General features: G+C 40.1%; 21 protein-coding genes. 13 read left to right on the plus strand and 8 right to left on the minus strand.

Translation table 11 applies throughout. The annotated features are described in order from the left end of the window. The first annotated feature begins 334 nt into the window (after positions 1-334). From JWP71_RS12895 to JWP71_RS12905, 3 genes are read left to right on the plus strand one after another with little or no spacing between them, the layout of a single operon-like run. Positions 335-649: a rhodanese-like domain-containing protein gene (locus JWP71_RS12895; protein WP_299500650.1), complete on the plus strand. Its 315-nt coding sequence runs from the start codon at positions 335-337 to the stop codon at positions 647-649. A 3-nt stretch (positions 650-652) separates the two neighbouring features. Further along, positions 653-838 carry a DUF6358 family protein gene (locus JWP71_RS12900; protein WP_299500652.1) on the plus strand — a complete coding sequence of 62 codons (186 nt, stop codon included), beginning with the start codon at positions 653-655 and terminating at the stop codon, positions 836-838. Positions 839-850: 12 nt separating this feature from the next. After that, positions 851-1,756 carry a prohibitin family protein gene (locus tag JWP71_RS12905; RefSeq protein ID WP_299500654.1) on the plus strand — a complete coding sequence of 302 codons (906 nt, stop codon included), beginning with the start codon at positions 851-853 and terminating at the stop codon, positions 1,754-1,756. A gap of 102 nt (positions 1,757-1,858) precedes the next feature. Here JWP71_RS12905 and JWP71_RS12910 read toward each other — a convergent pair whose 3' ends face one another. The 3 genes from JWP71_RS12910 to bshA form a co-directional block, all read right to left on the minus strand. Then, positions 1,859-2,284 (minus strand): DUF983 domain-containing protein, encoded by a 426-nt coding sequence (locus JWP71_RS12910; RefSeq protein WP_299500656.1) that lies wholly within the window; start codon positions 2,282-2,284, stop codon positions 1,859-1,861. Next, the gene (locus JWP71_RS12915; RefSeq protein WP_299500658.1) at positions 2,265-3,152 is read right to left on the minus strand and encodes a helix-turn-helix transcriptional regulator; all 888 of its coding nucleotides are present in this window, start codon (positions 3,150-3,152) and stop codon (positions 2,265-2,267) included. Before JWP71_RS12915 ends, JWP71_RS12910 begins: the two co-directional genes overlap by 20 nt. 134 nt (positions 3,153-3,286) lie before the next feature. Next, the gene (gene bshA / locus JWP71_RS12920; protein WP_299500660.1) at positions 3,287-4,444 is read right to left on the minus strand and encodes an N-acetyl-alpha-D-glucosaminyl L-malate synthase BshA; all 1,158 of its coding nucleotides are present in this window, start codon (positions 4,442-4,444) and stop codon (positions 3,287-3,289) included. 525 nt (positions 4,445-4,969) lie between these two features. Between bshA and JWP71_RS12925 the strand changes: the two genes are divergently transcribed. Together JWP71_RS12925 and JWP71_RS12930 are read left to right on the plus strand one after the other, a co-directional pair. Continuing rightward, positions 4,970-5,734 carry a Type 1 glutamine amidotransferase-like domain-containing protein gene (locus JWP71_RS12925; RefSeq protein WP_299500662.1) on the plus strand — a complete coding sequence of 255 codons (765 nt, stop codon included), beginning with the start codon at positions 4,970-4,972 and terminating at the stop codon, positions 5,732-5,734. 38 nt (positions 5,735-5,772) lie between these two features. Beyond that, a complete protein-coding gene (locus JWP71_RS12930; protein WP_299500664.1) occupies positions 5,773-6,531 on the plus strand; it encodes a peptidase E in 759 nt (252 codons plus the stop codon). Positions 6,532-6,608: 77 nt separating this feature from the next. Here the strand turns inward: JWP71_RS12930 and JWP71_RS12935 are convergent, their stop codons facing one another. Continuing rightward, the gene (locus JWP71_RS12935) at positions 6,609-8,417 is read right to left on the minus strand and encodes a serine hydrolase (protein WP_299500666.1); all 1,809 of its coding nucleotides are present in this window, start codon (positions 8,415-8,417) and stop codon (positions 6,609-6,611) included. Next, on the minus strand, positions 8,404-10,035 hold the full coding sequence (locus JWP71_RS12940; RefSeq protein ID WP_299500668.1) for an amidohydrolase: 1,632 nt from the start codon (positions 10,033-10,035) through the stop codon (positions 8,404-8,406). Before JWP71_RS12940 ends, JWP71_RS12935 begins: the two co-directional genes overlap by 14 nt. Positions 10,036-10,400: 365 nt before the next feature. Here JWP71_RS12940 and mutL point away from each other — a divergent pair, with 365 nt between their 5' ends. The 6 genes from mutL to JWP71_RS12970 all read left to right on the plus strand — a co-directional run bounded on the left by mutL (position 10,401) and on the right by JWP71_RS12970 (position 17,488). Continuing rightward, entirely contained in the window at positions 10,401-12,254 is a 1,854-nt protein-coding gene (mutL, locus tag JWP71_RS12945; protein WP_299500670.1) for a DNA mismatch repair endonuclease MutL, read from the plus strand. A 28-nt stretch (positions 12,255-12,282) separates the two neighbouring features. Next, positions 12,283-13,008, plus strand: coding sequence for a rhomboid family intramembrane serine protease (locus JWP71_RS12950; RefSeq protein ID WP_299500672.1), 726 nt, complete (start codon positions 12,283-12,285; stop codon positions 13,006-13,008). A 21-nt stretch (positions 13,009-13,029) separates the two neighbouring features. Next, positions 13,030-13,890, plus strand: a complete 861-nt coding sequence (locus JWP71_RS12955) for a rhomboid family intramembrane serine protease (RefSeq protein WP_299500674.1) — start codon at positions 13,030-13,032, stop codon at positions 13,888-13,890. Then, a complete protein-coding gene (locus JWP71_RS12960; RefSeq protein WP_299500676.1) occupies positions 13,887-14,996 on the plus strand; it encodes an endonuclease/exonuclease/phosphatase family protein in 1,110 nt (369 codons plus the stop codon). The genes JWP71_RS12955 and JWP71_RS12960 overlap by 4 nt, the downstream gene beginning before the upstream one ends. 72 nt (positions 14,997-15,068) lie before the next feature. Further along, on the plus strand, positions 15,069-16,532 hold the full coding sequence (gene cysS / locus JWP71_RS12965) for a cysteine--tRNA ligase (protein ID WP_299500678.1): 1,464 nt from the start codon (positions 15,069-15,071) through the stop codon (positions 16,530-16,532). Between the two features lie 86 nt (positions 16,533-16,618). After that, positions 16,619-17,488 carry a hypothetical protein gene (locus JWP71_RS12970; protein ID WP_299500680.1) on the plus strand — a complete coding sequence of 290 codons (870 nt, stop codon included), beginning with the start codon at positions 16,619-16,621 and terminating at the stop codon, positions 17,486-17,488. 88 nt (positions 17,489-17,576) lie between these two features. On the opposite strand, the gene JWP71_RS12975 is transcribed toward JWP71_RS12970, so the two are convergent. Both JWP71_RS12975 and JWP71_RS12980 read right to left on the minus strand, forming a co-directional pair. Further along, positions 17,577-18,539 carry a MoxR family ATPase gene (locus JWP71_RS12975; protein ID WP_299500682.1) on the minus strand — a complete coding sequence of 321 codons (963 nt, stop codon included), beginning with the start codon at positions 18,537-18,539 and terminating at the stop codon, positions 17,577-17,579. A 4-nt stretch (positions 18,540-18,543) separates the two neighbouring features. Beyond that, on the minus strand, positions 18,544-19,920 hold the full coding sequence (locus JWP71_RS12980; RefSeq protein ID WP_299500684.1) for a peptidylprolyl isomerase: 1,377 nt from the start codon (positions 19,918-19,920) through the stop codon (positions 18,544-18,546). A 174-nt stretch (positions 19,921-20,094) separates the two neighbouring features. Between JWP71_RS12980 and JWP71_RS12985 the strand changes: the two genes are divergently transcribed. Continuing rightward, complete coding sequence (locus tag JWP71_RS12985) at positions 20,095-20,670, plus strand: hypothetical protein (RefSeq protein ID WP_299500686.1); 576 nt, start codon at positions 20,095-20,097, stop codon at positions 20,668-20,670. Between the two features lie 3 nt (positions 20,671-20,673). Next, the gene (locus JWP71_RS12990) at positions 20,674-21,252 is read left to right on the plus strand and encodes a non-canonical purine NTP diphosphatase (RefSeq protein ID WP_299500688.1); all 579 of its coding nucleotides are present in this window, start codon (positions 20,674-20,676) and stop codon (positions 21,250-21,252) included. A 120-nt stretch (positions 21,253-21,372) separates the two neighbouring features. Here the strand turns inward: JWP71_RS12990 and JWP71_RS12995 are convergent, their stop codons facing one another. Continuing rightward, on the minus strand, positions 21,373-23,841 hold the full coding sequence (locus tag JWP71_RS12995) for an OstA-like protein (RefSeq protein ID WP_299500690.1): 2,469 nt from the start codon (positions 23,839-23,841) through the stop codon (positions 21,373-21,375). Between the last annotated feature and the right edge of the window lie 41 nt (positions 23,842-23,882).

Consider the following 23,882-nt stretch of genomic DNA (forward strand, 5'->3'; position numbering starts at 1 on the left):
TTCTTTAAGGTATCAATGTGGGCGCCCGAACAGAACCAAAAAAAACGGGTAACTTTTTCCATTAATTATACTATAATATTGATAAACATATATGAAACGCACTTAGGTAACGATTGTTACAAAATAAGAGAATGTTTTTAGTTAAATGAACTAACGTGACGAAATACGCTTTATCAGGGCCGAAAATATGGTTTTCTTATCACTTGCCGGTTAGACAGCTCTGCATAAAGTCTTAAATAAGTAAAAGTGTGGGTTTGCCGTGTAGATTTAAGGTAATTAAGCCTATATTGATATAGAAAAAAACTACATTTGATATATTAAATTATTAAATAAAATGCAAGAGATAACCGTACAGGAACTTAAAGAAAAATTGGATAGTGGCGAAGATTTCCAACTGATTGACGTTAGGGAAGATTTTGAGTATGAAACATCAAACATTGGCGGCATATTAATACCCTTAGGCGGCATTATTATTGAAGCAGATAAAATAAGCAAGGATAAGCCCGTAGTAGTAATGTGCCGCAGCGGCAAACGCAGCGCGGCAGCTATTATGCAGTTAGAGCAATTGGGTTACACCAACTTAGCTAATCTTAAAGGCGGTATATTGGCCTGGGCAGCAGAGATTGATCCGGATATAGTTGTTTATTAGGTTATGGGCAAAAAAATAGCGCTAAGTACTTTTTATAATTTATGCATTATTTTATGCCTTGTACTGGCATGGACAGGGATTACCAACAAACGCTACGATTTTATTTTAGCAGCAGTGTTTGCCGGGGCAATTTTTGTAGTACTAAAATTAAAGCTGCTGAAAGAAATACGCAATACGCTTAAACCTTAACTCAAAAAATATATGCTCATTTTAATCTTAGGCGTCATTGTACTTGTTGTGGGTACAGTGCTTAAACGCTCGCCCGAACCGGGGAACCGTTTTGGTGGTACAGTTACAATTGTTGGTATTGTTATCCTGGTTTTAGGGCTGATGACCTCCTCGTTTAAAGTTATTGAGCCCGGCAAAGTTGGCGTACAAGCCCTGTTTGGTAAAGTAGAAGATAATATACTGGAAAGCGGATTACACGTTATTAACCCTTTGGTAGAAGTAACTACGTTTAGCGTCCAAACAGAAAACTATACCATGAGCGCCAAAAGCAATGAGGGCCCTGTAGAGGGTGATGATGCTATCCGTGTATTGTCATCAGATGGGTTAGAGGTTACTATTGATCTATCGGTGTTATATAAAGTTAACCCGATAAAAGCGCCTTTTATTCTGCAAAATATCGGCAATGATTATGTAGATAAGATTGTTCGCCCGGTTACACGCACCGCTATACGTGATAACGCGGTTAGTTATGCGGCGGTTGATCTGTATTCTACTAAAAGACAAGAGTTTCAATTTAAAATAAACAAAACCATTAGCGATAACTTTGCTAAAAATGGTTTAGAGGTGCAGCAAATACTGGTACGTAATATCACGCTGCCGGCAACTGTACGCGCCAGCATAGAATCAAAAATACAGGCCGAACAGGATGCGCAGAAAATGCAATTCGTTTTGCAAAAAGAACGCCAGGAAGCCGACCGTAAACGTGTAGAAGCACAAGGTATAGCTGATTACCAGAAGATACTATCAACCGGTTTATCTGATAAACAACTGCAATACGAAACCATTAAAGCTCAAAAGGAAATTGCCCTGTCACCCAATGCCAAGGTTATTATAATTGGAGGTGGTAAGGGAAATCCGATTATGTTGAGTGATAAGTAATAATTTAACACGAATTTTTCGAATTGAGGCGAATTGCACGAATTGCAATTCGCCTCTTTCATTTATATGGAGGATGAAGATCAAACCGTGGCTCTGTTAGCCTTATAACCTCTTATAATCATCCCTCGCCCTATTCGGATCGTAATGAATACCCGGGGTTAACCAGTATAACAGTACCACCCTTGAGTACCTGAAATTAAATGGCGAAAGTATAACCGATATCCCCAGCAAGGCCCCTACATATACCCATGGATTATGGCTGCCTGTTAATATATATATAGCTACGGCCAAACTCACCATTTCGGCAATATTAAAGGCGTAGCTTACAAACATGGCTACATAAAAATAACCCGGTTCAATCTCGAAAGTAAAGCCGCAATGCGGACAATGCGTGTTCATTTTTTGTGACGATAAACCGTACATGCTATTGGCAAACATATTGCCTTTGCGGCATTTAGGGCATTTAGCATGAAGTGCTGCGGATAATTGTGATACTTCCATTTCGGTGTTATTTAATATCGTGTTCATGATTATTTGTGCTTTTCCTGAATTCCTCTGGTGTAAGGTTTGCTTGCTTTTTAAAGAACTTAGTAAAGTAAGAGTTATCTGCAAAATTGAGCTGGTTAGCTATTTCCAGTATGGTCAGGTCATTGTTTATTAACAAACGTTTTGCTTCTAATGCTATCCGGTTACGAATAACTTCGCCGGCCGAAATACCCAGCACATCATTGCAAAGCGCGTTGAGATGGTTGGGGGTAATGTAAAGCAATTCGGCATATTGCTTTGGCAGTTTGATAGTAGTATAATTCTTCTCTATCAATTTTTGAAAACTGCGCAACAACGTGTAGTTATATGATGGTATGGTTTTATTTGCTTTATTTAAACTCAAACGCGCTATACTGATAAATAACTGCAGCATAATAGATCTAACCATATCCGTTTCCAACGGCTTTGGTTCTTCTGTTTCGCGTATAAGCTCTTCGAAAAGATCAATCACCTTACCCTGAAGCTCTGCAGGGATATCAATAACAGCATCCTGTATAATGCCGGTGAAGAAAGTAAACTCTTCTAAATAATTAGCTTTTAGCAGGAACGATTGAAAAAACGGAACAGAGAAGTTAATAATGTATCCATCAACATCGCCCTCAAAGGCCCAGTTATGTACCTGGCCGGGTATCATAAAATATACCTGGTTGGGCCTTACCGGCACCTGTTGAAAATCTATAGTTTGCGAGCCACCACCTTTAGTAAAAAATACCAAATGATAAAATGAATGCTTATGGGCCAAATGTAAATTGCGATGGCTTTTTAAATAAGGAGCAAATCTTTCTATCAAAACATCCTCTTGCTTTTGCGTAAGGCTGCAAATGTCATATATAGGGATGCTCGTTTTCATTACTCAAAGATAAAGGGTAACAATGAGCTTTAATGGTATTGTTTATGCCGATTGTGGTATTATTTACTGATCGGGTAAAAACCTGAGGGGAGGGGCGAAAAAGAAATTATGCCTGTGCCAGGTGTAGCGCTGCGCTACACCTTTGAACAACTTGCCGCCTGCTGTCTTGTTTTGGCTATCACCTCTACATAGTATTTCTCGTACACGGGTAGTATTTTAGCCAGGTCGAACTCTTTGGCGCGGGCAAGGGCATTTTCTTTAAAAGTTGCCAGGCGTGCCTCATCTTCCAAAATATAAATGGAACTGTCGGCCATGCCTTGTATATCGCCAACATCTTTCAGGAAACCGGTTACGCCGTCTATATTCAGTTCGGGCAGTCCACCCGCGTTCGAGCTTATTACCGGCACTTTGCAGGCCATAGCCTCCAGCGCCGCCAACCCAAAACTTTCTGATTGTGATGGCATCAAAAACAAATCAGATACTGAAAGTATTTCTTCAATAGCGTCCTGCTTGCCTAAAAAACGGGTATCGTCGCCAACGCCCAGGTCGCGGCAAAGCTGCTCACAGTCGCTGCGCTCGCCGCCATCGCCAACCATCAACAGTTTAGATGGTATCTTCTCGCGTATTTTGGCAAATATCCTTACCACATCCTCGGTACGTTTTACCTTGCGGAAGTTGGAAGTATGTATGAGCACTTTTTCGCCATTTGGGGCTATGGCTTTTTTAAAGTGGTCTTTAGCCTGCAGGTTAAAGCGTTTAAGATCTATAAAGTTGGGTATTACCCTGATGTCGTTTTCAATATCAAAAAACTCGAAGGTATCCTTCCTCAAATTTTCAGAAACTGCCGTAACACCGTCTGATTTATTGATGGAGAAAGTTACTACCGGCTTATAGGTGCGGTCTTTACCTACCAGCGTAATATCTGTGCCGTGCAAAGTAGTTACCACGGGGATATAGATGCCATAGGTCATTAATATTTGCTTAGCCATAAACGCCGCCGAAGCATGCGGGATGGCGTAATGCACATGCAAAATATCCAGGTTTTCAAAACGCACCACGTCAACTAAACGGCTTGCCAGGGCCAGCTCATATGGCGGGTAATCAAACAATGGGTATTTAGATACGGTAACTTCGTGATAAAAAAGATTCTCTGAAAAGAAATCCAGGCGGGCCGGCTGGTTATAAGTTATAAAATGAACCTGGTGGCCATTATCGGCAAGGGCCTTGCCAAGCTCGGTGGCTACAACCCCGCTACCGCCAAAGGTAGGGTAACAAACTATTCCGATTTTCATTAATTATATTTGATCTGTTAGGATAAGGAAGATATACTGATTTTTGCTTGTAAAATTTCATTACAAGTTTAACAGCAATTATTTAAAATAGTGTTAAGCGGGTGTAATATTAATTTTTGATGACCGGGTACCGGGTTTTAAATTTCGGATTTAAGTAAATTTAATAGTTGGTTTATTTAGTAATGGGAACCGATTTTTTTAAATAGAAATTAATCACTAAACGCATTAATTATAACTATAGTTTTACTCATTTTTCTTAAGAATAACATTAAAAATTTATAACTTTTTTGTTATAAAGAATTTTTTTGACTGCTTTTTATTAAAAATTGCCATTTTAACCCTATGTTTATTGTTAAGTAATCAATAATTAATTAAAAACACCTTAAATCACTTAAAAAACTATGTAAAAAGTATCTATTCGCAAAATAACAATCCTGACATGAGCACGGCCTGACAGCCTGCAAAAATGTTTAATGACATTGTAGATTTACTACCAATAAACTTCAAATTAATTAAAACATAAAAATGAAACGAATCCTAACTATTAGTTTATGCCTCGCTGTATTCTTTACAGCCAAAGCGCAAGAATCAACAACGCATGTGCCCACTATTCTTGCCACAGGTGGAAATTTTTCCATCCCCTACATTAAATACGTAATTAAGTTAACCAAAAAAAAGAACCCAAAAATTTGCTTTATGGGCACTGCCGGGGGTGATAACATCGCCAAAATTATTGCCTGGTATGATTCATGCCGCACCTTACCTTGCAGGCCTTATGTGCAGAAAGTGTTTTTAAACTCAAGCCCCGACCAGGAAACATTTGACCAAAAGTTGTTAGGCATGGATGCCATTATTATGGGTGGCGGTAACACCGTTGATATGATAGCCATCTGGAAAGCCCAGGGTATTGATACCGTTTTAATGAAAGCCTACAAAAAAGGTATAGTATTGGCAGGCGGCAGCGCCGGCTCATTATGCTGGTTCCAGGGTGGAACTACCGATTCAAGGCCGATAAAACTGTCGCTTACTTCAGGTTTGGGTCTTTTACCTTATAGCCATAGCCCGCATTGGAAGCATGAGCAATTACGCAGGCCGCTATATCGTGATGCTATTTTAACCGGGAAGCTAAATGCAGGTTACGCGGTAGAAGATTTTGCAGCTATTTTGTTCGAGAACGGAAAGTATGTAAAATCAGTATCGCTTGATACCATGAACCACACTTATTTTCTATCGGTAGTTAATGGTAAACTTAGCGAAAAGCTATTACCGGTTACCGAAATTATAAAGTAGTTCACGCAATCATTTAGTTGACTTTAATTTAAATCATCATGAAAAAAATATTAGCTATATTGTTGTTGCTTGCTGTGGGTTTTGCCGGCAATGCACAAAACGCGCCTGTACGTACCATATTTGCATCGGGCGGTAACTATGGAAAGCCGTTTATTAAATATGTAATGGCGCTTACCAAAAAGAAGAATCCAAGAATATGTTTTATGCCAACCCCAAGCGGAGACAGCCAGGTAGCTATTGCAACCTGGTACCAAAACTGCGAGGACCTGGAAATGCAGCCATTTGTACAGTCAATGTACATAAGCTCATACCGTCAAAACCAAAGTTTTGAAGATGTGCTTTTAAGCATGGATGCCATTATAGTTGGCGGAGGCAGCACCCTTAACGCCATAGCCGAGTGGAAAGCACAAGGCATTGATACTATATTAAGAAAAGCCTATAATAAAGGTATTGTGTTAGGTGGCGGCAGCGCCGGTTCACTATGCTGGTTCCAGGGTGGTACTACAGATTCAAGGCCACAAGCGCTTTCTATTTGCATGGGCCTAGGGTTTTTACCTTATAGCAATTGCCCGCATTGGTTAAAAGAACAGGCACGCAGGCCGCTTTATACTAACGCCTTAATAACAGGAAAACTAAACGGAGGTTATGCCTGCGACGATTCGGCGGCACTGTTGTTCGAAAACGAGAAATATGTAAAGTCTGTAGCTATCGACAAAAGCTTTAAGACTTATTTTATTTCGGTTGAAAAAGGTAAGATAGTTGAAAAGTATTTGCCGGTTACTGAAATCATAAACTAATAATTTTAATTAATAAGGTTTGAAAAGTGGTGCAGACAATCTGCACCACTTTTTTTGTTAGTAAATCTCCCTCGCCATTACAAACCCTCTTCTATAGCTTTATAAACCACATCCTGTATGCGGGGCCTGATACTCAGGCTGGATAATTTGCTGCTCGCTTTAGGATAGGTGCGATTTGATAAAAACACATACACCAAATTATGTTTAGGATCAACCCAAACACAGGTGCCGGTATAGCCGGTGTGCCCGTAACTATCAGGCGATGCCATTTCTGATGGGTAATGGCGGTCGGGTAGCGGGTCCCATCTGTCAAATCCTAAACCCCTGCGGCTTACAGCCGATTGTTTGGCGGTAAACAGGTCAACCGTTTCGGGTTTAAAGTATTGATCGCCGCCATAGGTGCCTTTGTTTAATAGCATTTGGTATAGTATAGCCACATCATTAGCGCTGGCAAATAAACCGGCATGCCCTGCAACCCCACCCATTAAAGCCGCGGTAGGGTCATTTACATAACCATCAAGTACAGAATGCCGGTAAACCTCGTCATCCTCTGATGGCACTATTTGATCTGGCTTAAAGCGGTAAAGCGGCAAAAAACCCGCGGTTTGCATACTTAACCGGTTATAAAACTGCTGCTGCACATAAATATTAAGCGGCGTTGCGGTAATGGTTTCTAAAATTTGCTGCATAAAGCACATGCTAATATCACTGTATACGTATTGGCCTCTCGTTTTAAGCGGCGAATTTAGCATGGCGGGCAGCATTATATCTTTATAGTAATCTTTCCTTAAATAATAGCCATTGTTAACCTTAACCGGATAGGCTGCGGATGAATCAGGACTATAATCTGTGGGTCTTATTTTTTCGAAAGTTGGTATATCGGGTATCAATCCTGCCTGGTGGGTTAATAGCTCGCGCACCTGTATATCGCTTTTATTGGTATTATGCGCAAGTGGCAGGTAAAAACCCATGGTAGAATCAATGTTAAGCTTGCCTTCGTCTTTAAGCTGCATGGCCGTTATGGTGGTAGCTGTTATTTTGGTCATAGACGCTATGTCAAAAATGTCGGTTATTTTATCCGGCATATCGGGGTCGTAAGTATGAAAGCCATAAGCTTTATTAAATATCACCTTGCCGTCTTTAGCTACCAAAACCACGCAGCCGGGCGTTGCATGGGCCAGCATAGCTTCGCGGGCTATCTTGTCAATATCCTGCAAATTATTTGAATTGATACCAACAGCTTCGGGCACAGAATATTCCAGGCGGGTTTTGTCTGTTAAAAAGCCCATGCCAAACCTGTATTTCTGGGTAACGGTACCGGTTAGTTTTTGAGTAATAGCCACCCCGCCAAATATGGCCTGCGCACAAAAATAAGCGGCAACCTGCGATGTGCGTTCTGCATATAGTATAGGTGCGGTAACATCATTTAATTTGGCTAACGAAGATCCATTGCCAAAATAGGCTATCACCACATTTTTTATTTGCTGATTATCGGTAATAAATTTGATGATCTGCGGGCTGTTCAGGTCAGCTTCGTTTAGCTGGACAATAAGGGTATTATATAATTTCAAATCGGCTGATAGCTTATCAATATTTTCTCCTCCTGTGTAATCAGCTATTTTAAATGATTGCACTTTAGTGTATTTATTCAGCAAACTATCAAATCCGGTAGCGAATGCGTTGGAGAAATGGATACTGGCAATTTTTAAATTACCAATGTTTCTTAACGGGATAAGGTAATTGCCATTATTTAATAATACCGTCGATCGCTCAACCAGTTTTTCTTCTTTAACATACGCTTCGCCGGCATTTTGCGCGCATGCAGAATTTAATAAAGTAAATACTAACAGGATCAGCAGAAAGCAGTTATACTTATTTTCTCTCATATACCTTCTCTCCATTTATATAGGTTTTTAAAACATTAACTTTTGGCAAACCCCTTGCACCTGTTTTCATGAGGTCCTGGTCCATAATTATAAAATCAGCATATTTGCCCACTTCAATACTGCCCTTTTCTTTTTCCTCAAAATTGGCTTTGGCTGCCCATATGGTCATGCCTTTTAATGCCTCTACCCGGTTAAGCGCATTTTCCATTTGGAAGCCCGCCGCGGGGAACCCTTTCAGATCTTTGCGTACTACAGCCGCATAAAAAGTATAAACAGGGTTAATGTTTTCAACCGGGAAATCGGTACCTAAAGGGATCCACCCATTTTGGTGTAATAATTGTTTATAGGCATAGGCCGATTTTAAACGTTTTACACCTAACCGCTGCCCGGCCCAATACATATCAGATGTGGCATGGGTTGGCTGTACTGATGGTATAATACTGTATTTGCCAAACATGCTCACATCTTCTGGAGATACCACCTGCGAATGCTCAATGCGCCAGCGGCGATCATTCTTTCCCTTTAACACCCCTGCGTATATTTTAAGCATCACCCGGTTAGCCGAGTCGCCAATGGCGTGGGTACACATTTGGAAACCTTTGTCGGCCAGTTTTTTCGCCACTTCTTCAAAATGTTTTTGACTGCTTAACAAAAAGCCTTTCCAGTTTTTTTGGTCGGCATAGGGCCGTAACAGGCAAGCCCCTCTTGAACCTAATGCACCGTCGGCATAAACCTTAAACGCGCGTACATCTAAGCCGGGTGTTTTATAAACGCCGCGTTTAAACAGGTAATCATAGTTTTCCTCCCTGTCTGCCAGCATTACGTACATCCGCATTTTTAATGCGCCTTTATGCTGTAGCTCGGCAATAGTATTTATCATGGTATAAGGTAAGCCACAATCATCAACCGTAGTTAAGCCAACGGCAAAACAATTATGCTGCGCGCTTAAAAATGCGTTTTGTATCAATTGGTCGGTTGGATCAGGAATTTTCCTTTTAACAATGCCTACCGCGTTATCAACTAATACCCCTGTAAGTTTTCCATTTATAGTTTCAATTTCGCCCCCGGCAATGGTTTGCCCGGGTTTTATGCCTGCAACATTTAAAGCGGCCTGGTTAGCAATAACCGCATGGCCATCAACCCGGTTTAATATCACCGGCCGCACCGGAAACAATGCATCCAGCTTAGTCTTATCCGGAAATTTCTTTCCGCGCCATAAGTTTTGATCCCACCCATTGCCTATTATCCAGCCATCGGGGTTACGTTCGGCATAGGCTTTTACGCTATCAACAACTTCATCCCAATTTTTAATACCTTTTAAATTAATCTGCTGGAGGCCCATGCCATACGCATAAAAATGAGCGTGAGCATCAATAAAGCCGGGGTATATAGCTTTGCCATGCGCGTCAATAACTTCGTGAGCCATGTATTTCTCTTCCAGTTTATCAGCATTGCCAACCGCTATAATTTTTCCGCTTAGTACAACAAATGCATCTGCTGTACTAAAAGTGCTGTCAACAGTATATACTATTGCATTTTTAACTAAAAGATCGGCATTAAACTCTTTTTGCTTACAGGCGGCTAAAAAAAGCAGCAGGATGGGCCATAATTTTTTCATACAGGTAATGTGTTGTTGTAAATATATTACACTTAAAACTATATACAACTATCAAATCATAAAGTTATGCTGTATGGCGATTTTTTCTGTCGCGCATTAACGGTAATGAATGCGCTCCGGGGACTCACCCCGTGGCACTTCGTGTGCGACCCTCTCTTCGCCGTTGGCGGAAAGAGGGTTGCTTTTTGGTTTGTCTAACCCTCTTTCCCGCTGGCGGAAGAGAGGGTGGTCCAGCGAAGCGTAGACCGGGTGAATCCTCGCCGCCTTGCAAAACGAATACATCCTCCCACGCAAAAAAAGCCCAAAGTTATGCCCGTAAATAATTAATTTAGCATCGAAAACGAAATTGAAGGGAAATTTTTTAAATGTCAGATATAATTCAGCTTTTACCGGACTCCGTTGCTAACCAGATCGCTGCAGGCGAAGTTGTACAACGACCAGCATCCGCAGTAAAAGAACTGATAGAGAATGCTATTGATGCAGGTGCTGATAAAATTCAGCTGATAGTTAAAGATGCCGGAAAATCATTAATACAGGTTATTGATAATGGCTGCGGCATGAGCGGTACCGATGCACGCATGAGCTTTGAGCGCCATGCTACCTCAAAAATTAAGCGGGCCGAGGATCTTTTTGCCATCCGTACAATGGGTTTCAGGGGCGAGGCCATGGCATCAATTGCTGCAATTGCGCAGGTTGAGCTGAAAACCCGCCGACATGAAGATGAGTTGGGCACACAAATTTTCATTGAAGCATCAGAAGTATTAAAACAGGAGGCTTGCTCTGCCAATGCCGGCACATCCATAGCAGTTAAAAACTTATTTTACAATATACCCGCGCGTCGCAACTTTTTAAAAAGCAACCCGGTAGAGATGCGTCATGTTATTGACGAGTTTCAGCGGATATCATTAGCGCATCCCGAAGTATTTTTTACGCTGCATCATGACGGGCAGGAGGTTTATCATTTGCCGGCAACCACGTTAAAACAGCGTATTATACATTTATTTGGTAATAATTATAACCAGCGCCTGGTACCGGTTGAAGAGGATACTACCATTATTAACCTGCGTGGTTTTGTTGGCAAGCCGGAGTTTGCCAAGCGCACCCGTGGCGAACAATTCTTTTTTGTAAATAATAGATTTATTAAGGACCCTTATTTAAATCACGCGGTATTAACAGCGTTTGAAGAGCTATTGCCTGATGACACTTTCCCTTTATATGTATTGTTTATAGATATCGATCCATCAAAAATTGATATTAACGTACACCCTACCAAAACCGAAATAAAATATCAGGACGAAAAGGCTATTTATGCCATTATCCGCTCGGCGGTTAAACGCTCATTGGGCAGGTATAACATTACCCCAAGTTTAGACTTCGACCAGGAAAATAGCATTGAGCATTTAATAACGCCAACACCTTTTGACCAAATAGTTGCTCCGGTTATAGCATTCAACCCGGATTTTAATCCATTTGCTGATAGGAAAACAGCCCGTGAAATTCCTTTTTTGCGGGATAGCGGAGCCGGCCGTAATAATCCTATTCCAAAAAACTGGGATACGTTGTATGAGATCAGCAAAAAAGATATTACTACACAGCAGGAGATACATGCGGAAGAAACTTTAGCGGTTAATGAGCAGGAGATTGCCAAATCAAGCGACAGGCAATTTTTCCAGGTACATAACCGGTTTATCATGTCGCAAATTAAATCGGGTTTTATGCTGATAAACCAGCAAGCGGCGCACGAGCGTATTTTGTATGAACGATTTTTACAGCAATTGCAAAATCATTCGGGTGTTAGTCAGCAAAGTTTGTTTCCGCAATCGCTCACACTAAACAGTAGTGATTTTGAGTTATTAAGAGAATTATTGCCAGATATACGCGCGCTGGGTTTTGATATACGCGAGTTTGGTAAAAATACCGTGGTTGTTGAGGGCATACCTGCCGACCTAAACAATGTAGGCGAACACGAGTTGTTAGAGCATTTGCTGGAGGGCTTTAAAAATAACCTGGCCATATTGAAATTAGACAAGCGCGATAACCTGGCACGGTCGTTAGCGCGTAACGCGGCTATCAAAGCAGGTACTAAATTATCATCAGAAGAAATGAACTTACTAACCGACCAGCTTTTTGCATGCCAAATGCCAAATTTGGCGTTAAATGGCAAGCCTGTAATTACTACCTTTACATTAAATGAATTATTAGAACGGTTTGAAAAATAACCGGGTAAATTGAACTATATTAACACCCATGCAGTCTCCTTTAGCTAATATCCCGCCGGTTGCAAAAAACCTGCTTATTATTAATATTTTATGTTTTATACCATCCCTGTACTACAGTCATGGTTTTGCCGGTAGCAGCGACCCGGTGGCCGAGTATTTTGGGGTGTATTATTTTAATTCGCCATCGTTTAAGCCATTTCAATTAATTACTTACATGTTTTTACATGGCGGATGGGCTCATATCATTTTTAATATGTTCGCTTTATATTCTTTCGGAACGGTTGTAGAATATATAATGGGTTCTAAGCGTTTCCTGGCATTTTATTTTATTTGCGGTTTAGGTGCTATTGTATTACAAATGATGGTACAGGCATTTGAGGTACATGCTATAACCGGCCATTTAAGCATACCATCGCCCGAACTGGAATCGTCATATTTAATATATGGCGAACATGCCCAGAAACTATATGATATTTATCATGGTAACATGGTAGGTGCATCCGGTGCTATATTTGGCTTGCTGATAGCGTTTGGTATGATATACCCCAATGCCGAATTAATGATTATGTTTATACCGGTACCTGTTAAGGCAAAATACATTATCCCCGTATATATTTTAATTGAATTGGGATTAGGTATTGGCCAGTTTGGTGGCGATAACGTGGCGCATTTCGCGCATTTAGGCGGTGCCATATTAGGCTTTATTTTAGTAAAGGCCTGGCGTTTGCAAGGGCCGAAAGATTTTCAATTCTAAGCGGTTTTATAAATTAATTTTATGACGGTCTGGCAAAATATATATTATAAAACATTTCAATCCGGCAGTAAATTAAACTTGCTGATTGGCATTAATGTTATAGTTTTTTTGGCTATTGGCATTACCTCCGTGCTGGAACAATTAATGCTGCGCACTACTATTATAGCAACTTATAGCTATGAGTACCTGGCGTTGCCTTCTTATCTGCCCAAATTACTTACCCGTTTCTGGACACCGCTTACTTATATGTTTATGCATGCGGGTATATTTCATATCCTTTTTAATATGCTATGGCTTTATTGGATAGGTGGAATATTTGAGGAGTTTTTAGGTAAAAAGCGTACATTAGGTTTGTATTTATTAGGCGGATTAGCAGGCGCTGTATTATATGTTGCCAGCTATAATATTGTCCCGGCGTTTACACAAAGCGGCGCAGTGCTGGTAAGCACTGCAATCGGGGCGTCAGCCAGCGTTGTGGCTATAATTGTTGGTGCCGCTACTATTGCGCCCAATTATACCATATCATTAATGTTTATTGGCCCGGTAAGGTTAAAATGGCTGGTTATAGTTTATATAGTAATTAGTTTTTTAGGAATAATGGGCCCTAATGCCGGTGGCGAAATAGCCCACATTGGCGGTGCGTTATTTGGTTTTATATACGTTAAACAATTACAAAAAGGCCGCGATATGATAGGTTTCATAGCCGGTTTGTTTAAATCAAGATCGAAGCTTAAAGTAGCATCAACCAACAGGGATAGAAGCGCTACAAACGAGCCGCGACAAGACGAGGTTGATCAAATATTAGATAAAATTTCAAAAACGGGATACGATAACCTGAGCAAGCAGGAAAAAGACATATTATTTCGCGCCAGCAAAAAATGAAGGCAATAAAAAAACTACCATTTATTGATAAGCTGTTTTTATGGATAAATGGTGGTTTATGTTTAGCATTGCTTATTAGCTACCTTGCCCCGATAACTGATCCTAAACAATTCTGGCTCATCGCTTTTTTTGGATTGGCGTATCCGCCATTATTACTAACCAATGTGCTCATGATAGTGTATTGGTTATTTCGCAGGCCCTGGTTCGGCCTGCTGTCTGTGCTGGTAATACTTTGCGGCATTAATGTATTAAAGAATAATATAGGTTTCCATGCCGGCAATAATAATATCTCTCCTGATGGTAACAATATCCGTTTGATGACCTATAACGTGCATAATTTTAAAAAATATAGTTCCACAAAAGATATATCTACCAAACACGAAATACTGGAAATTATTTCTGCAAACAACCCGGATATTATTGGCATACAAGAGTTTTATACACGCAACCGCGGGGAGTATGACATGGCCGATTCTGTAAAAAAGATAATGGGTGTCAGCAGCTATTATTTTGTAGAATTGCATGGCAACGCGGATGAGCATATGGGTATGGCCATATTTTCAAGGCTTGCTATTATAGGGAAAGGGTTTATTCAATTATCTGACGAAAAAAACAATGATAACCAATGTGTTTTTATTGATATAAAAAAGAATGACCACCCTTTCAGGATATATAGTGTTCATCTGCAATCTATACAATTTGGCCCTAAAGATTACCGGTATCTGGATACCATATCAAAAAGCGGCAAACCCGATATGACATCAACAATGCGTTTAGGCGGCAAATTAAAACGTGCTTTTTTAAAGCGCAGCGAGCAGGTAGCAAAAATAAGAGAGCATGCACAACAATGCCCTTATCCTTATATCATATCCGGCGATTTTAATGACACACCATCATCATACGCGGTTAACCAGATGGCTAAAGGATTAAAAAATGCCTTTCGCGAAAAGGGTTTTGGTTTGGGGCGTACCTATAATGGCGATTTCCCTAATTACCAGATAGATTATATTATGGTGGCCCCGCAATTTGATGTGGCAAGCTATACCATCACCGAAAAAAAATTATCAGACCATTACCCGGTTTGCGCGGATTTAATATTAAAGTAATCTTCATCAATCTAACTATATTTAGCGGGTCTTAACCATGCTTCAAATTGAAAAAATCGTAAGTTTGCGACCATGAAACAAAATTTGTTTGTTTACAATACTTTAGCCCGCAAAAAAGAAGAATTTAAACCGCTTAACGCGCCCCATGTAGGCATGTACGTGTGCGGCCCTACCGTTTATAGTGATGTTCACCTGGGCAATTGCCGCACCTATATTTCATTCGATTTAATGTTTCGTTACCTTAACCATATTGGTTACAAGGTGCGTTACGTGCGCAATATTACCGATGCAGGGCACTTAGAAGGGGATGGCGGTGATATGGGCGAAGATAAAATATCAAAAAAAGCCAAAATAGCCCAACTTGAGCCAATGGAAATTGTACAGCAATATACCGTTGGTTTTCATGATGTGCTGCAAATATTTAACACGCTGCCGCCAAGCATTGAGCCTACAGCTACAGGGCATATAATTGAGCAGATAGAACTGGTAAAAATAATACTGGAAAAAGGATATGCTTATGAGGTGGATGGCTCGATTTATTTCGACGTTGAAAAATATAATAAGACCCAGGATTATGGGATTCTAAATGGCCGTAAACTGGAAGACCTACTAGTTAACACCCGTATCTTAGGCGGTCAGGGTGATAAACACGGTCCGCTTGACTTTGCATTGTGGATAAAAGCCAAGCCTGAACATTTAATGAAGTGGCCCTCGCCCTGGGGCGTTGGCTTTCCGGGGTGGCATTTAGAGTGTTCGGCTATGAGCCATAAATATTTGGGCGAGCAATTTGATATTCATGGTGGTGGTATAGACTTAATGCCTACACATCATACTAATGAAATAGCACAAAACGTGGCTTGCTGCGGTAAAAACCCGGCTACCTACTGGATACATACCAATATGTTGACGGTAAACGGACAAAAAATGTCAAAATCATTAGGTAATAGTTTTTTACCCCATGAGCTTTTTACCGGCCAGCATTCTATATTAGACAAGGGATACAGCCCCATGACCGTGAAGTTTTTCATGCTGCAAGCGCATTATCGTAGTACGTTAGACTTTGGCAACGAAGCCATGGAGGCATCAGAAAGAGGATTTAAACGCTTAATGAATGCGGTTACTTTGCTGGATACCTTAAAAACATCCAGCAGTACAGATGTAGACATAGCGCCTTTACAACAACGCTGCTATGCGGCTATGAATGATGACTTTAACAGCCCGGTTTTAATTGCCGAATTATTTGAAGCTTCGCGAATTATTAATTCTGTGCATGATGGCAAAATGAAAATAGATGCAACCAACCTGCAACTTATAAAAAACATGATGAACATTTTTGTGTTTGATGTTTTAGGATTAAAGAATGAACAAGCCGCTAATGATGACCTGCCTAAAATATTAAACCTGATTGTTACCTTACGTAACGAAGCCAAAGGCAACCAGGATTATGCTACATCAGATAAAATAAGGGATGGATTACAAAAAATTGGCTTTCAACTAAAAGATGGTAAAGAAGGCACTCACTGGAGTAAAATTTAATTCATTAAATAACGTTAATCATAAAAGCAGATGCAGCCGGGCTCATGTCCGGTTTAATTAAAAATCGACCAAAAAATCTATTACAAATGAAAAAAAAATTACTGGCTGTTATTGCCTTTATTAGTTATGCTGCAATAGCTGTAGCGCAGGGTGGTCCTGCCCAGGTTAGTAAAGTTGTTGAGGCCGAAGATAGTTTTAATAAATTAGTTGCCCGTAAAGGCATAAAAGAAGGTTTTTTAGCTGTAACCGATCCGGAAGGTATTGTATTTAAACCAAGGCCCATCAAAATCACTGATTTTTATAGTAACATTGAAAAACAGCCGGGCACCTTACAATGGCAGCCTAAATTTGCCCGTATATCTTTTAACGGCGATTTGGCTTTTACAGCCGGCCCTTATATTTATCAAAATGGTAAAACTGATGATGATAAGGTATATGGTGATTATGTTTCTATATGGCGTGCAGATGCTGAAAACAAACTTAAATTATTAATTGATCTGGGCATACAGCATCCCGAAGCCGAACAAGAAACCCCTGCAGATTTTAAAGAGCCCGATGCTACAAAAAAAGTAACGCTAAATAAAGACCCTTTTGGCGGTAAAAATATCATATTGCTTACCGATAAGTATTTTAATAATTCTTTACCCATATCTACATTAGCAGCATATAAAGAATACTTGAGTCCTGAAGGGCGTTACTATTTCCCCGGATTTGAACCAATGACGGGTACTGATAAAATACTGAAGTTTTTGGGCAACGAAGCCATCACTATAACTGCCGAAACAATTAGTGCCGGCCGTTCAACAAGTAATGATCTGGCTTATAGCTATGGCCGGGCACGCATTAAAAAAGGCAATATTGTAAGCGATTACAATTACGCGCGAATCTGGGAAGTGGATAATGCCAGCCACAAATGGAATATTTTGCTGGAAGTGTTTTCGGCGATTGAGAATTAGGTTTGAAGATTGGTTATTGAAAATTAAAGATTAGGCTATCAGTGTTTAAAACATATTCTAATAATCTTTAATCTTCAATAACCAATCTTTAGAATAGCTGTTCAATAATATCATCTGTTGACAGGCCCTCGGCTTCTGCATGATAGCTGCGCACAATGCGATGACTCAATATAGGTTTTGCAACAGCTTTCACATCTTCAATATCCGGCGAGTATTTGCCGTTAATAACAGCGTGGCATTTGGCCCCTAATATTAAAAACTGCGATGCGCGTGGCCCTGCGCCCCAGTTTAATAAACGTTTAACCTGTGGTGCTGCAAATTCGCGATCGGGTCGTGTTTTTGCTACCAGTTTAACAGCATACTCCAATACATTATCCGTAACCGGTATGTTGCGTACCAATTGTTGAAAGTAAATGATCTGCTCGGCATTTAATACTTTCTTAACAGAAGATTGCAGGGTACTGGTGGTATTTTTAACTATCTGCAGCTCTTCTTTAAAGGATGGATAGTTTAAAGATATCTTAAACATAAAACGATCAAGCTGGGCCTCGGGCAACGGGTAGGTGCCTTCCTGCTCTATCGGGTTCTGGGTAGCCAAAACAAAAAATGGTTGCGAAAGCTTATGTGTAATACCCGCTGCGGTAACCGCTTTTTCCTGCATAGCCTCTAAAAGCGCTGCTTGTGTTTTAGGTGGGGTGCGGTTTATCTCGTCGGCTAAAATTATATTTGAAAAAACCGGACCCGGAATAAATTTAAAGTTCCTGTCTTCGCCCAAAATTTCAGACCCGATGATGTCTGATGGCATCAAATCGGGGGTAAATTGTATGCGGTTAAAATTAAGATGGAGTACTTCTGATACGGTTTGTACCAATAACGTTTTTGCCAGGCCGGGCACACCCACTAACAGGCAATGGCCATTGCTAAAAATGGATATCAGCACAAACTTTACAACTTCATCCTGCCCGACAATTACATTACTTATTTCTGAGCATATCTGCTCATAAGCGTGTTTTAAAGCATCTGCTGCTTCTACATCGGACGTGTGTTGCATAGTTTTAAGGATTAACCTGCGCGGCTGTTGTTGTTGGTGTTGACCAATCTTTTAATACCGGGCATGCCTGGTATTGGGGGTCAAGCTTAATATAAGTTTCTCTTCTTTTCTTAGCAAACCACTGGCTAACGGTACGGTTAATTTTAGCATCGCTTGCCATCAGTTTTATTTTAGGAAGATCCTGAGCTAAATTAGCTTTATGCGCATCTGTTACAGATTTTAAATAAAATATGCGGTAGCTTTTTTTGCCCCTTTCATCTGTATACAATACTGGTTTTGATATTCCGCCAACTTTCATAGTATCAACCACTAATGCAATTTGCGGGTCAAGCTTGTCAGTAGGAATATAAGTGGTGCGTACTTCAACGTTTTCAGGATTTAATATCATCCCGCCATTAAATTTGGTTTCCTTATTATCCGAATAAACAGAGGCTGCAGCCGAAAAGAAATCAACCTTGCGGTTTTTATCTAATAAATTATAAACGGTATCAGCTTTACCTTTAGCCCTTATAAGGCTTTCCTGGGTAATTGGCGGCGTAATTAAAATATGGCGCACATGTACCTGCTCGCCGCGGCGTTCAATTACCTGCAAAAAGAAGAAGCCATAATCGGGCGATTCAAATACCGGCGAATATTCGCCCGCTTTTAGTTTAAATGCCCAGGCAGTAAATTCCTTAACAAAGGTATTACGGTCTGCAAAACCTACATCACCACCCTGTGGCGCCGATCCCGGATCTTGCGAATAAGCGGTCGCCAGCGAAGCAAAGTCTTCGCCTTTTTTTATCCTATTTAACAAATCCTGTGATTTTTGTCGGTAATATTCCTTTTCCTCTTTAGTGAGTTTAGGTTCCAAAACAATCTCGGCAACCTCAACCTCTTTATTAAACGTTGGCAAGCTGTCTTTAGACATTTTATTAAAATAATCCTTAACATCCTGTGGCGTAGTATTCAATTTCTCTGTAATGTGCTGACGCATTCTTTCTGCAACCAACATTTCTTTTACGTCCGGACGTATCTCGTCTTTATATTGTATAACAGACCGCCCTAAAAATTGCTCGAGTTTATCCTGCCCGCCAGCTTGTTGCATCATTCTGCGCATTCTGCGGTCAACTTCGCCATCAATATCATCCTCTTTTACATCAATACTATCTATAATAGCTTGCTGAACCAACAGCTTTTGTGTAATCAGATTTTGCGCTAAAAAGCATTTGTCAGTATGTGCGCCCTGCATGGTATATTGCGCGTTTAACAGCTCAATATCTGATTGTAGTATTACGTTTGCGCCTACAACAGCTACAATTTTGTCTAAAGTGATTTTCTGCGCGCTGGCTACAGATGCGAATAAAACTATGCTTAAAACTACTATCCCAAACTTTCTCATGTATGTTACTTAAATATGCTATGGGTCGGTACCCATAAAAACGTCCGAATTTCGGTAAAATTTATTAATTATAACTGCATAATTCTGGTCTTTTAATACAGCAGATTTATAATTATGCGAATATGCCAATAAAGCTTCAAACACTTTAACTATTTTTGGTTAAAATTTGTTAAAGTGAGAGCAGAGAACCCAACGGCATTACGATTTATTTTACAGGATGATATTTATCTGTTAACACCCGATAAAACTACCGCCGGTAAAGTACCCGCTGAGCCTATTGCAAAAACACTTACGGAACCTGCTGCAGAAGTATATACAGAACCCGTTGCAGAAAAAACTCCCGACCCCATTATTTTAAAAACGCCGCCGGTTAAACTAAATTATTTAGGTGCGCATAAAAAAGGTTTCCTTGTACTTGTTCATTATACGGAGCATGAGTTTATTGCCGATGCTCATTTAACCGCGTTAGAAAGCATACTTAAACGTAAGGAGTATGCTATTGATGATGTAGCCATATTGAACATGGCCAAAGCGGCCATTACAGATATAGATAGCTTGTTAACTTATTTTGATCCCCAAAAACTTTTAGTGTTGGGCAAAAGCGCGTTACCAGGAAAAATAGAGGCGCTTACACTCAATCAACCAAAGCAAATAAGTAATGTTGTAACGCTGTATAGCTTTAGTTTTGAGGATATGATGAGCAGCACCGAAAATAAAAAAACTTTTTGGGACCAAATGAAAACCCTGTAAGGTATGTGCCAATTAGTATTTGCAACAAACAATGCCCATAAACTGGAAGAAGTTGCCGCTAAACTTGAAGGGCGCATACAATTACTAAGTCTTAATGACATTAACTTCCATGATGACATTGCCGAAACAGGCGCAACCTTTAGGGAAAATGCGTCTATTAAAAGCCATTACATTTATAACAAATACCAGGTTAATTGCTTTGGCGATGATAGCGGGTTAGAGATAGATGCTTTAAATGGCGAACCCGGTGTTTATTCGGCACGTTACGCGGGCGAGCATGGTAATCATGCTGCCAACATGGCTAAGGTACTGGAAAAACTAAGTTCTGAAATCAATCGTACAGCCCGTTTTCGCACAGTGATATCTCTGGTGCGGGGCGGTGACGAGCATTTTTTTGAGGGCACCGTTGAAGGTACTATTCGCCATGAATTAAGCGGAACAGCCGGCTTTGGTTACGACCCCATATTTCAGCCGGATGGATATAACGTCACCTTTGCCGAAATGACCCTGGCCGAAAAGAACCAGATAAGCCATCGGGCAATTGCTGTAGAAAAATTGATTGAGTTTTTGAAGAAAATTTAATAATGGTTGTCATTTCCGGTTCGCCGGATGGCGGATAGAAATCGTATACAATTTAATTATCACCTGCTGCTTGTACAAGATTTCTCCTCGTGCCCCCGTCGAAATTTGATATGAAGAATATTACGGCTTTATAGGCGCGATTTTCTTCATCGCTGTATCCCTAACAATTTTTTTTACCAGTGTATCCTTAACAACACTATCCCTGCCCATTTTTAAAACAGGTGGTTTAATAATTGTTGAGTCGCTCTTCAATTTACCGTCGGCGGGTTTTTTAACTTCTGGTTTACCGGTGGGTTTGGCTGCCGATGCTTTAACCGGCTTTTTATAGGCAGATAATATAGCTTCTTTAGATACAGGCCTGTCTTTAGGCTTCCATATAAAACCTTTTAATACTTTATCATCATCTTTTATTTTGGCAATAGCATTGGCTTTACTTTCATAATTTGAATAAAAGTCAAGATTTTTAATGTTCCCATTTTTAAAAGTCGCGTATATTCCTCCACTTACTGTTCTATTCATATCAGTAACCTTATTAGTAACCGAATCGCGCTTGAAAAATATAGTTTCGGCGTTGCCGCTAATACGTATATTGTTCAATTTATTGTCTTTAAAAATACCGTGCATTGTCCTGCCTCCCGCCTGATTAAAATGCAGAGAATCGTTCTTTTCAATATTTACAATAAATGCAGATGGAAACATATCCATGTTATCCAGCTTTTTATTTTTCATTTGCAGATGGATGGTATCCCCCGATAGTTGCGAGCCCTGCGTCCATATCATCGGGTTTACGTAACAGCGTATGGTAGAGTCGCTGCTGCTATAAAACATAGAATCGGCTTTAGCCTGCAGGTCTGTTTTAAATAACTTAGCATGATGATGGCCATTTACTATTCTGATTCTCGCGGTATCACTTAAAACTTTTGGTGCAAATAAAGCAAGCGAATCTGCCTGCCGCTTATCTTTAAGTGAGTCCTGCGCTGTTTTCTTGGGCAGAACCTTTACAACAGTTTTGAGCGGTGCTTTAGCTGCCGGTGCAACGGGTTTATTAAACGGCGACCCCGGCCTGTTAAAATAATCGGGATGCAAGAAACTGGTGGTATCCCTAGTCCAATGCTTTGGCGCATCAAGGGCTAAAAATTTAGGCGATTTTTTATAAACGATAGACGGTGCCTTTTTAATCACTTTAATAGAAGTATCGCGATGACTTGCCTGGTATTGGATTTCTTTTAATGCTTTTAATGCTTTAAAAGTTATAATCTGGGTCTCTAAAGTATCAGCCACAAAAAACAGCGAGTCATACTTAACATTACCGGGTTTTTTAGTTAACGATTTTATGCTGTCTGTAAGTTTGTTTATGCTTTGTTTAGCAGAGGGTGCTTTAGCGTTTGCCTGTGCGGTGATTTTTTTTGTAACAGAATCAGTTACTCCCTGTAAGGTAAGTTTTTTGTTAACAACAGCATTCTTATTAATATTTGCCGGAAGTTTTTTTGTAACAGAATCAGTTACTCCCTGTAAAGTAAGTTTTTTGTTAACAACAGCATTCTTATTAATATTTGCCGGAAGTTTTTTTGTTACAGAATCAGTTATGCCTTTTAAAGTTAATTTTTTGTCGGGCATATGCGCTTTATCCGCAATTATCGTTTTCTGATTTTTAAACAAAGAATCGGCGGTTAATTTTTTATCGTTGGTTTTAACCCCTGTAGTATCCTCGGTAACAAATATCATATACGGGTTTTGCGTCATAACCATCAGTTCATCGGCCTTATAATACTCTCCCAGATCGCCTTTGATGGCCATTTTCTGCTCTTTATCATCAAATGTAACGTGCCTGGTAGCGCGGCCATAACCTTTTAGCCTGTCGTAAAATAAGCTATCACCCTTTAAAGATTTAGTCCCCTGGGTATATAAATTGTTTTTTCCAAAAAGGGCCTGTTCTGTAATGGTGTTATAGGTGCCATTTTCGGTATATAAATTATCTTTATCCTTGCCAAGTATATTGGTTGGCCCATAAAAATAAGTTATCCTGCTGCCCGAGTTATAGCGCAGGGTATCTGTTTTTATGACCGCGTCGGGAGTGGTACATACCACATCGTACCTAAAGTATTCATCGCGCGTAAAGGCAAAGTAATAACCATTTTTACTGGTGAGCGTATTATCCTTGTTTACCAGTTTGCCGCCACCTGTATAGGTACCAATGCGGGTGGCTGTGTTATAAGTAAAATAGTTAGTAGTTAAAATGGCGTCCTTGTCTATCATTTTAACATGATCTGTTAAAATAGCAACTTTGGTATTGCCGTTATAATTAAGTTTATCCGAATATATATTTAAGGTATCGCCCTGGTTTATATTTACATGGCCAAAAGCATCAACCATATTTAGGTCGGGATAAAAATAGGCGCTGTCAGAACGCAGGGTTGAAAAATCCTGTTTAAATACCCCATTATGTACCTTCACCGTTTTTTTACCGTTAATTCCGGAAACAGATTCAAGGGAAGTTGAGCTGACCAGATTAACCTTTGATGATTTCTTCTGGCCAAAAACAGCTGCCGTCGCTAATAAAAACAAGAAGCTTAAAACATATTTATTCACTACTGCAAAATTAGTTTTTTGTTGGGGTTATTAAATTAATA

This window comes from Mucilaginibacter sp., assembly GCF_028287845.1.
GTDB lineage: Bacteria > Bacteroidota > Bacteroidia > Sphingobacteriales > Sphingobacteriaceae > Mucilaginibacter.

Coding starts and splice junctions, on each gene's coding strand:
- JWP71_RS12895 (WP_299500650.1), top strand. CDS start 335: ATGCAAGAGATAACCGTACAGGAACTTAAAGAAAAATTGGATAGTGGC.
- JWP71_RS12900 (WP_299500652.1), top strand. CDS start 653: ATGGGCAAAAAAATAGCGCTAAGTACTTTTTATAATTTATGCATTATT.
- JWP71_RS12905 (WP_299500654.1), top strand. CDS start 851: ATGCTCATTTTAATCTTAGGCGTCATTGTACTTGTTGTGGGTACAGTG.
- JWP71_RS12910 (WP_299500656.1), bottom strand. CDS start 2,284: ATGAACACGATATTAAATAACACCGAAATGGAAGTATCACAATTATCC.
- JWP71_RS12915 (WP_299500658.1), bottom strand. CDS start 3,152: ATGAAAACGAGCATCCCTATATATGACATTTGCAGCCTTACGCAAAAG.
- bshA (WP_299500660.1), bottom strand. CDS start 4,444: ATGAAAATCGGAATAGTTTGTTACCCTACCTTTGGCGGTAGCGGGGTT.
- JWP71_RS12925 (WP_299500662.1), top strand. CDS start 4,970: ATGAAACGAATCCTAACTATTAGTTTATGCCTCGCTGTATTCTTTACA.
- JWP71_RS12930 (WP_299500664.1), top strand. CDS start 5,773: ATGAAAAAAATATTAGCTATATTGTTGTTGCTTGCTGTGGGTTTTGCC.
- JWP71_RS12935 (WP_299500666.1), bottom strand. CDS start 8,417: ATGAGAGAAAATAAGTATAACTGCTTTCTGCTGATCCTGTTAGTATTT.
- JWP71_RS12940 (WP_299500668.1), bottom strand. CDS start 10,035: ATGAAAAAATTATGGCCCATCCTGCTGCTTTTTTTAGCCGCCTGTAAG.
- mutL (WP_299500670.1), top strand. CDS start 10,401: ATGTCAGATATAATTCAGCTTTTACCGGACTCCGTTGCTAACCAGATC.
- JWP71_RS12950 (WP_299500672.1), top strand. CDS start 12,283: ATGCAGTCTCCTTTAGCTAATATCCCGCCGGTTGCAAAAAACCTGCTT.
- JWP71_RS12955 (WP_299500674.1), top strand. CDS start 13,030: ATGACGGTCTGGCAAAATATATATTATAAAACATTTCAATCCGGCAGT.
- JWP71_RS12960 (WP_299500676.1), top strand. CDS start 13,887: ATGAAGGCAATAAAAAAACTACCATTTATTGATAAGCTGTTTTTATGG.
- cysS (WP_299500678.1), top strand. CDS start 15,069: ATGAAACAAAATTTGTTTGTTTACAATACTTTAGCCCGCAAAAAAGAA.
- JWP71_RS12970 (WP_299500680.1), top strand. CDS start 16,619: ATGAAAAAAAAATTACTGGCTGTTATTGCCTTTATTAGTTATGCTGCA.
- JWP71_RS12975 (WP_299500682.1), bottom strand. CDS start 18,539: ATGCAACACACGTCCGATGTAGAAGCAGCAGATGCTTTAAAACACGCT.
- JWP71_RS12980 (WP_299500684.1), bottom strand. CDS start 19,920: ATGAGAAAGTTTGGGATAGTAGTTTTAAGCATAGTTTTATTCGCATCT.
- JWP71_RS12990 (WP_299500688.1), top strand. CDS start 20,674: ATGTGCCAATTAGTATTTGCAACAAACAATGCCCATAAACTGGAAGAA.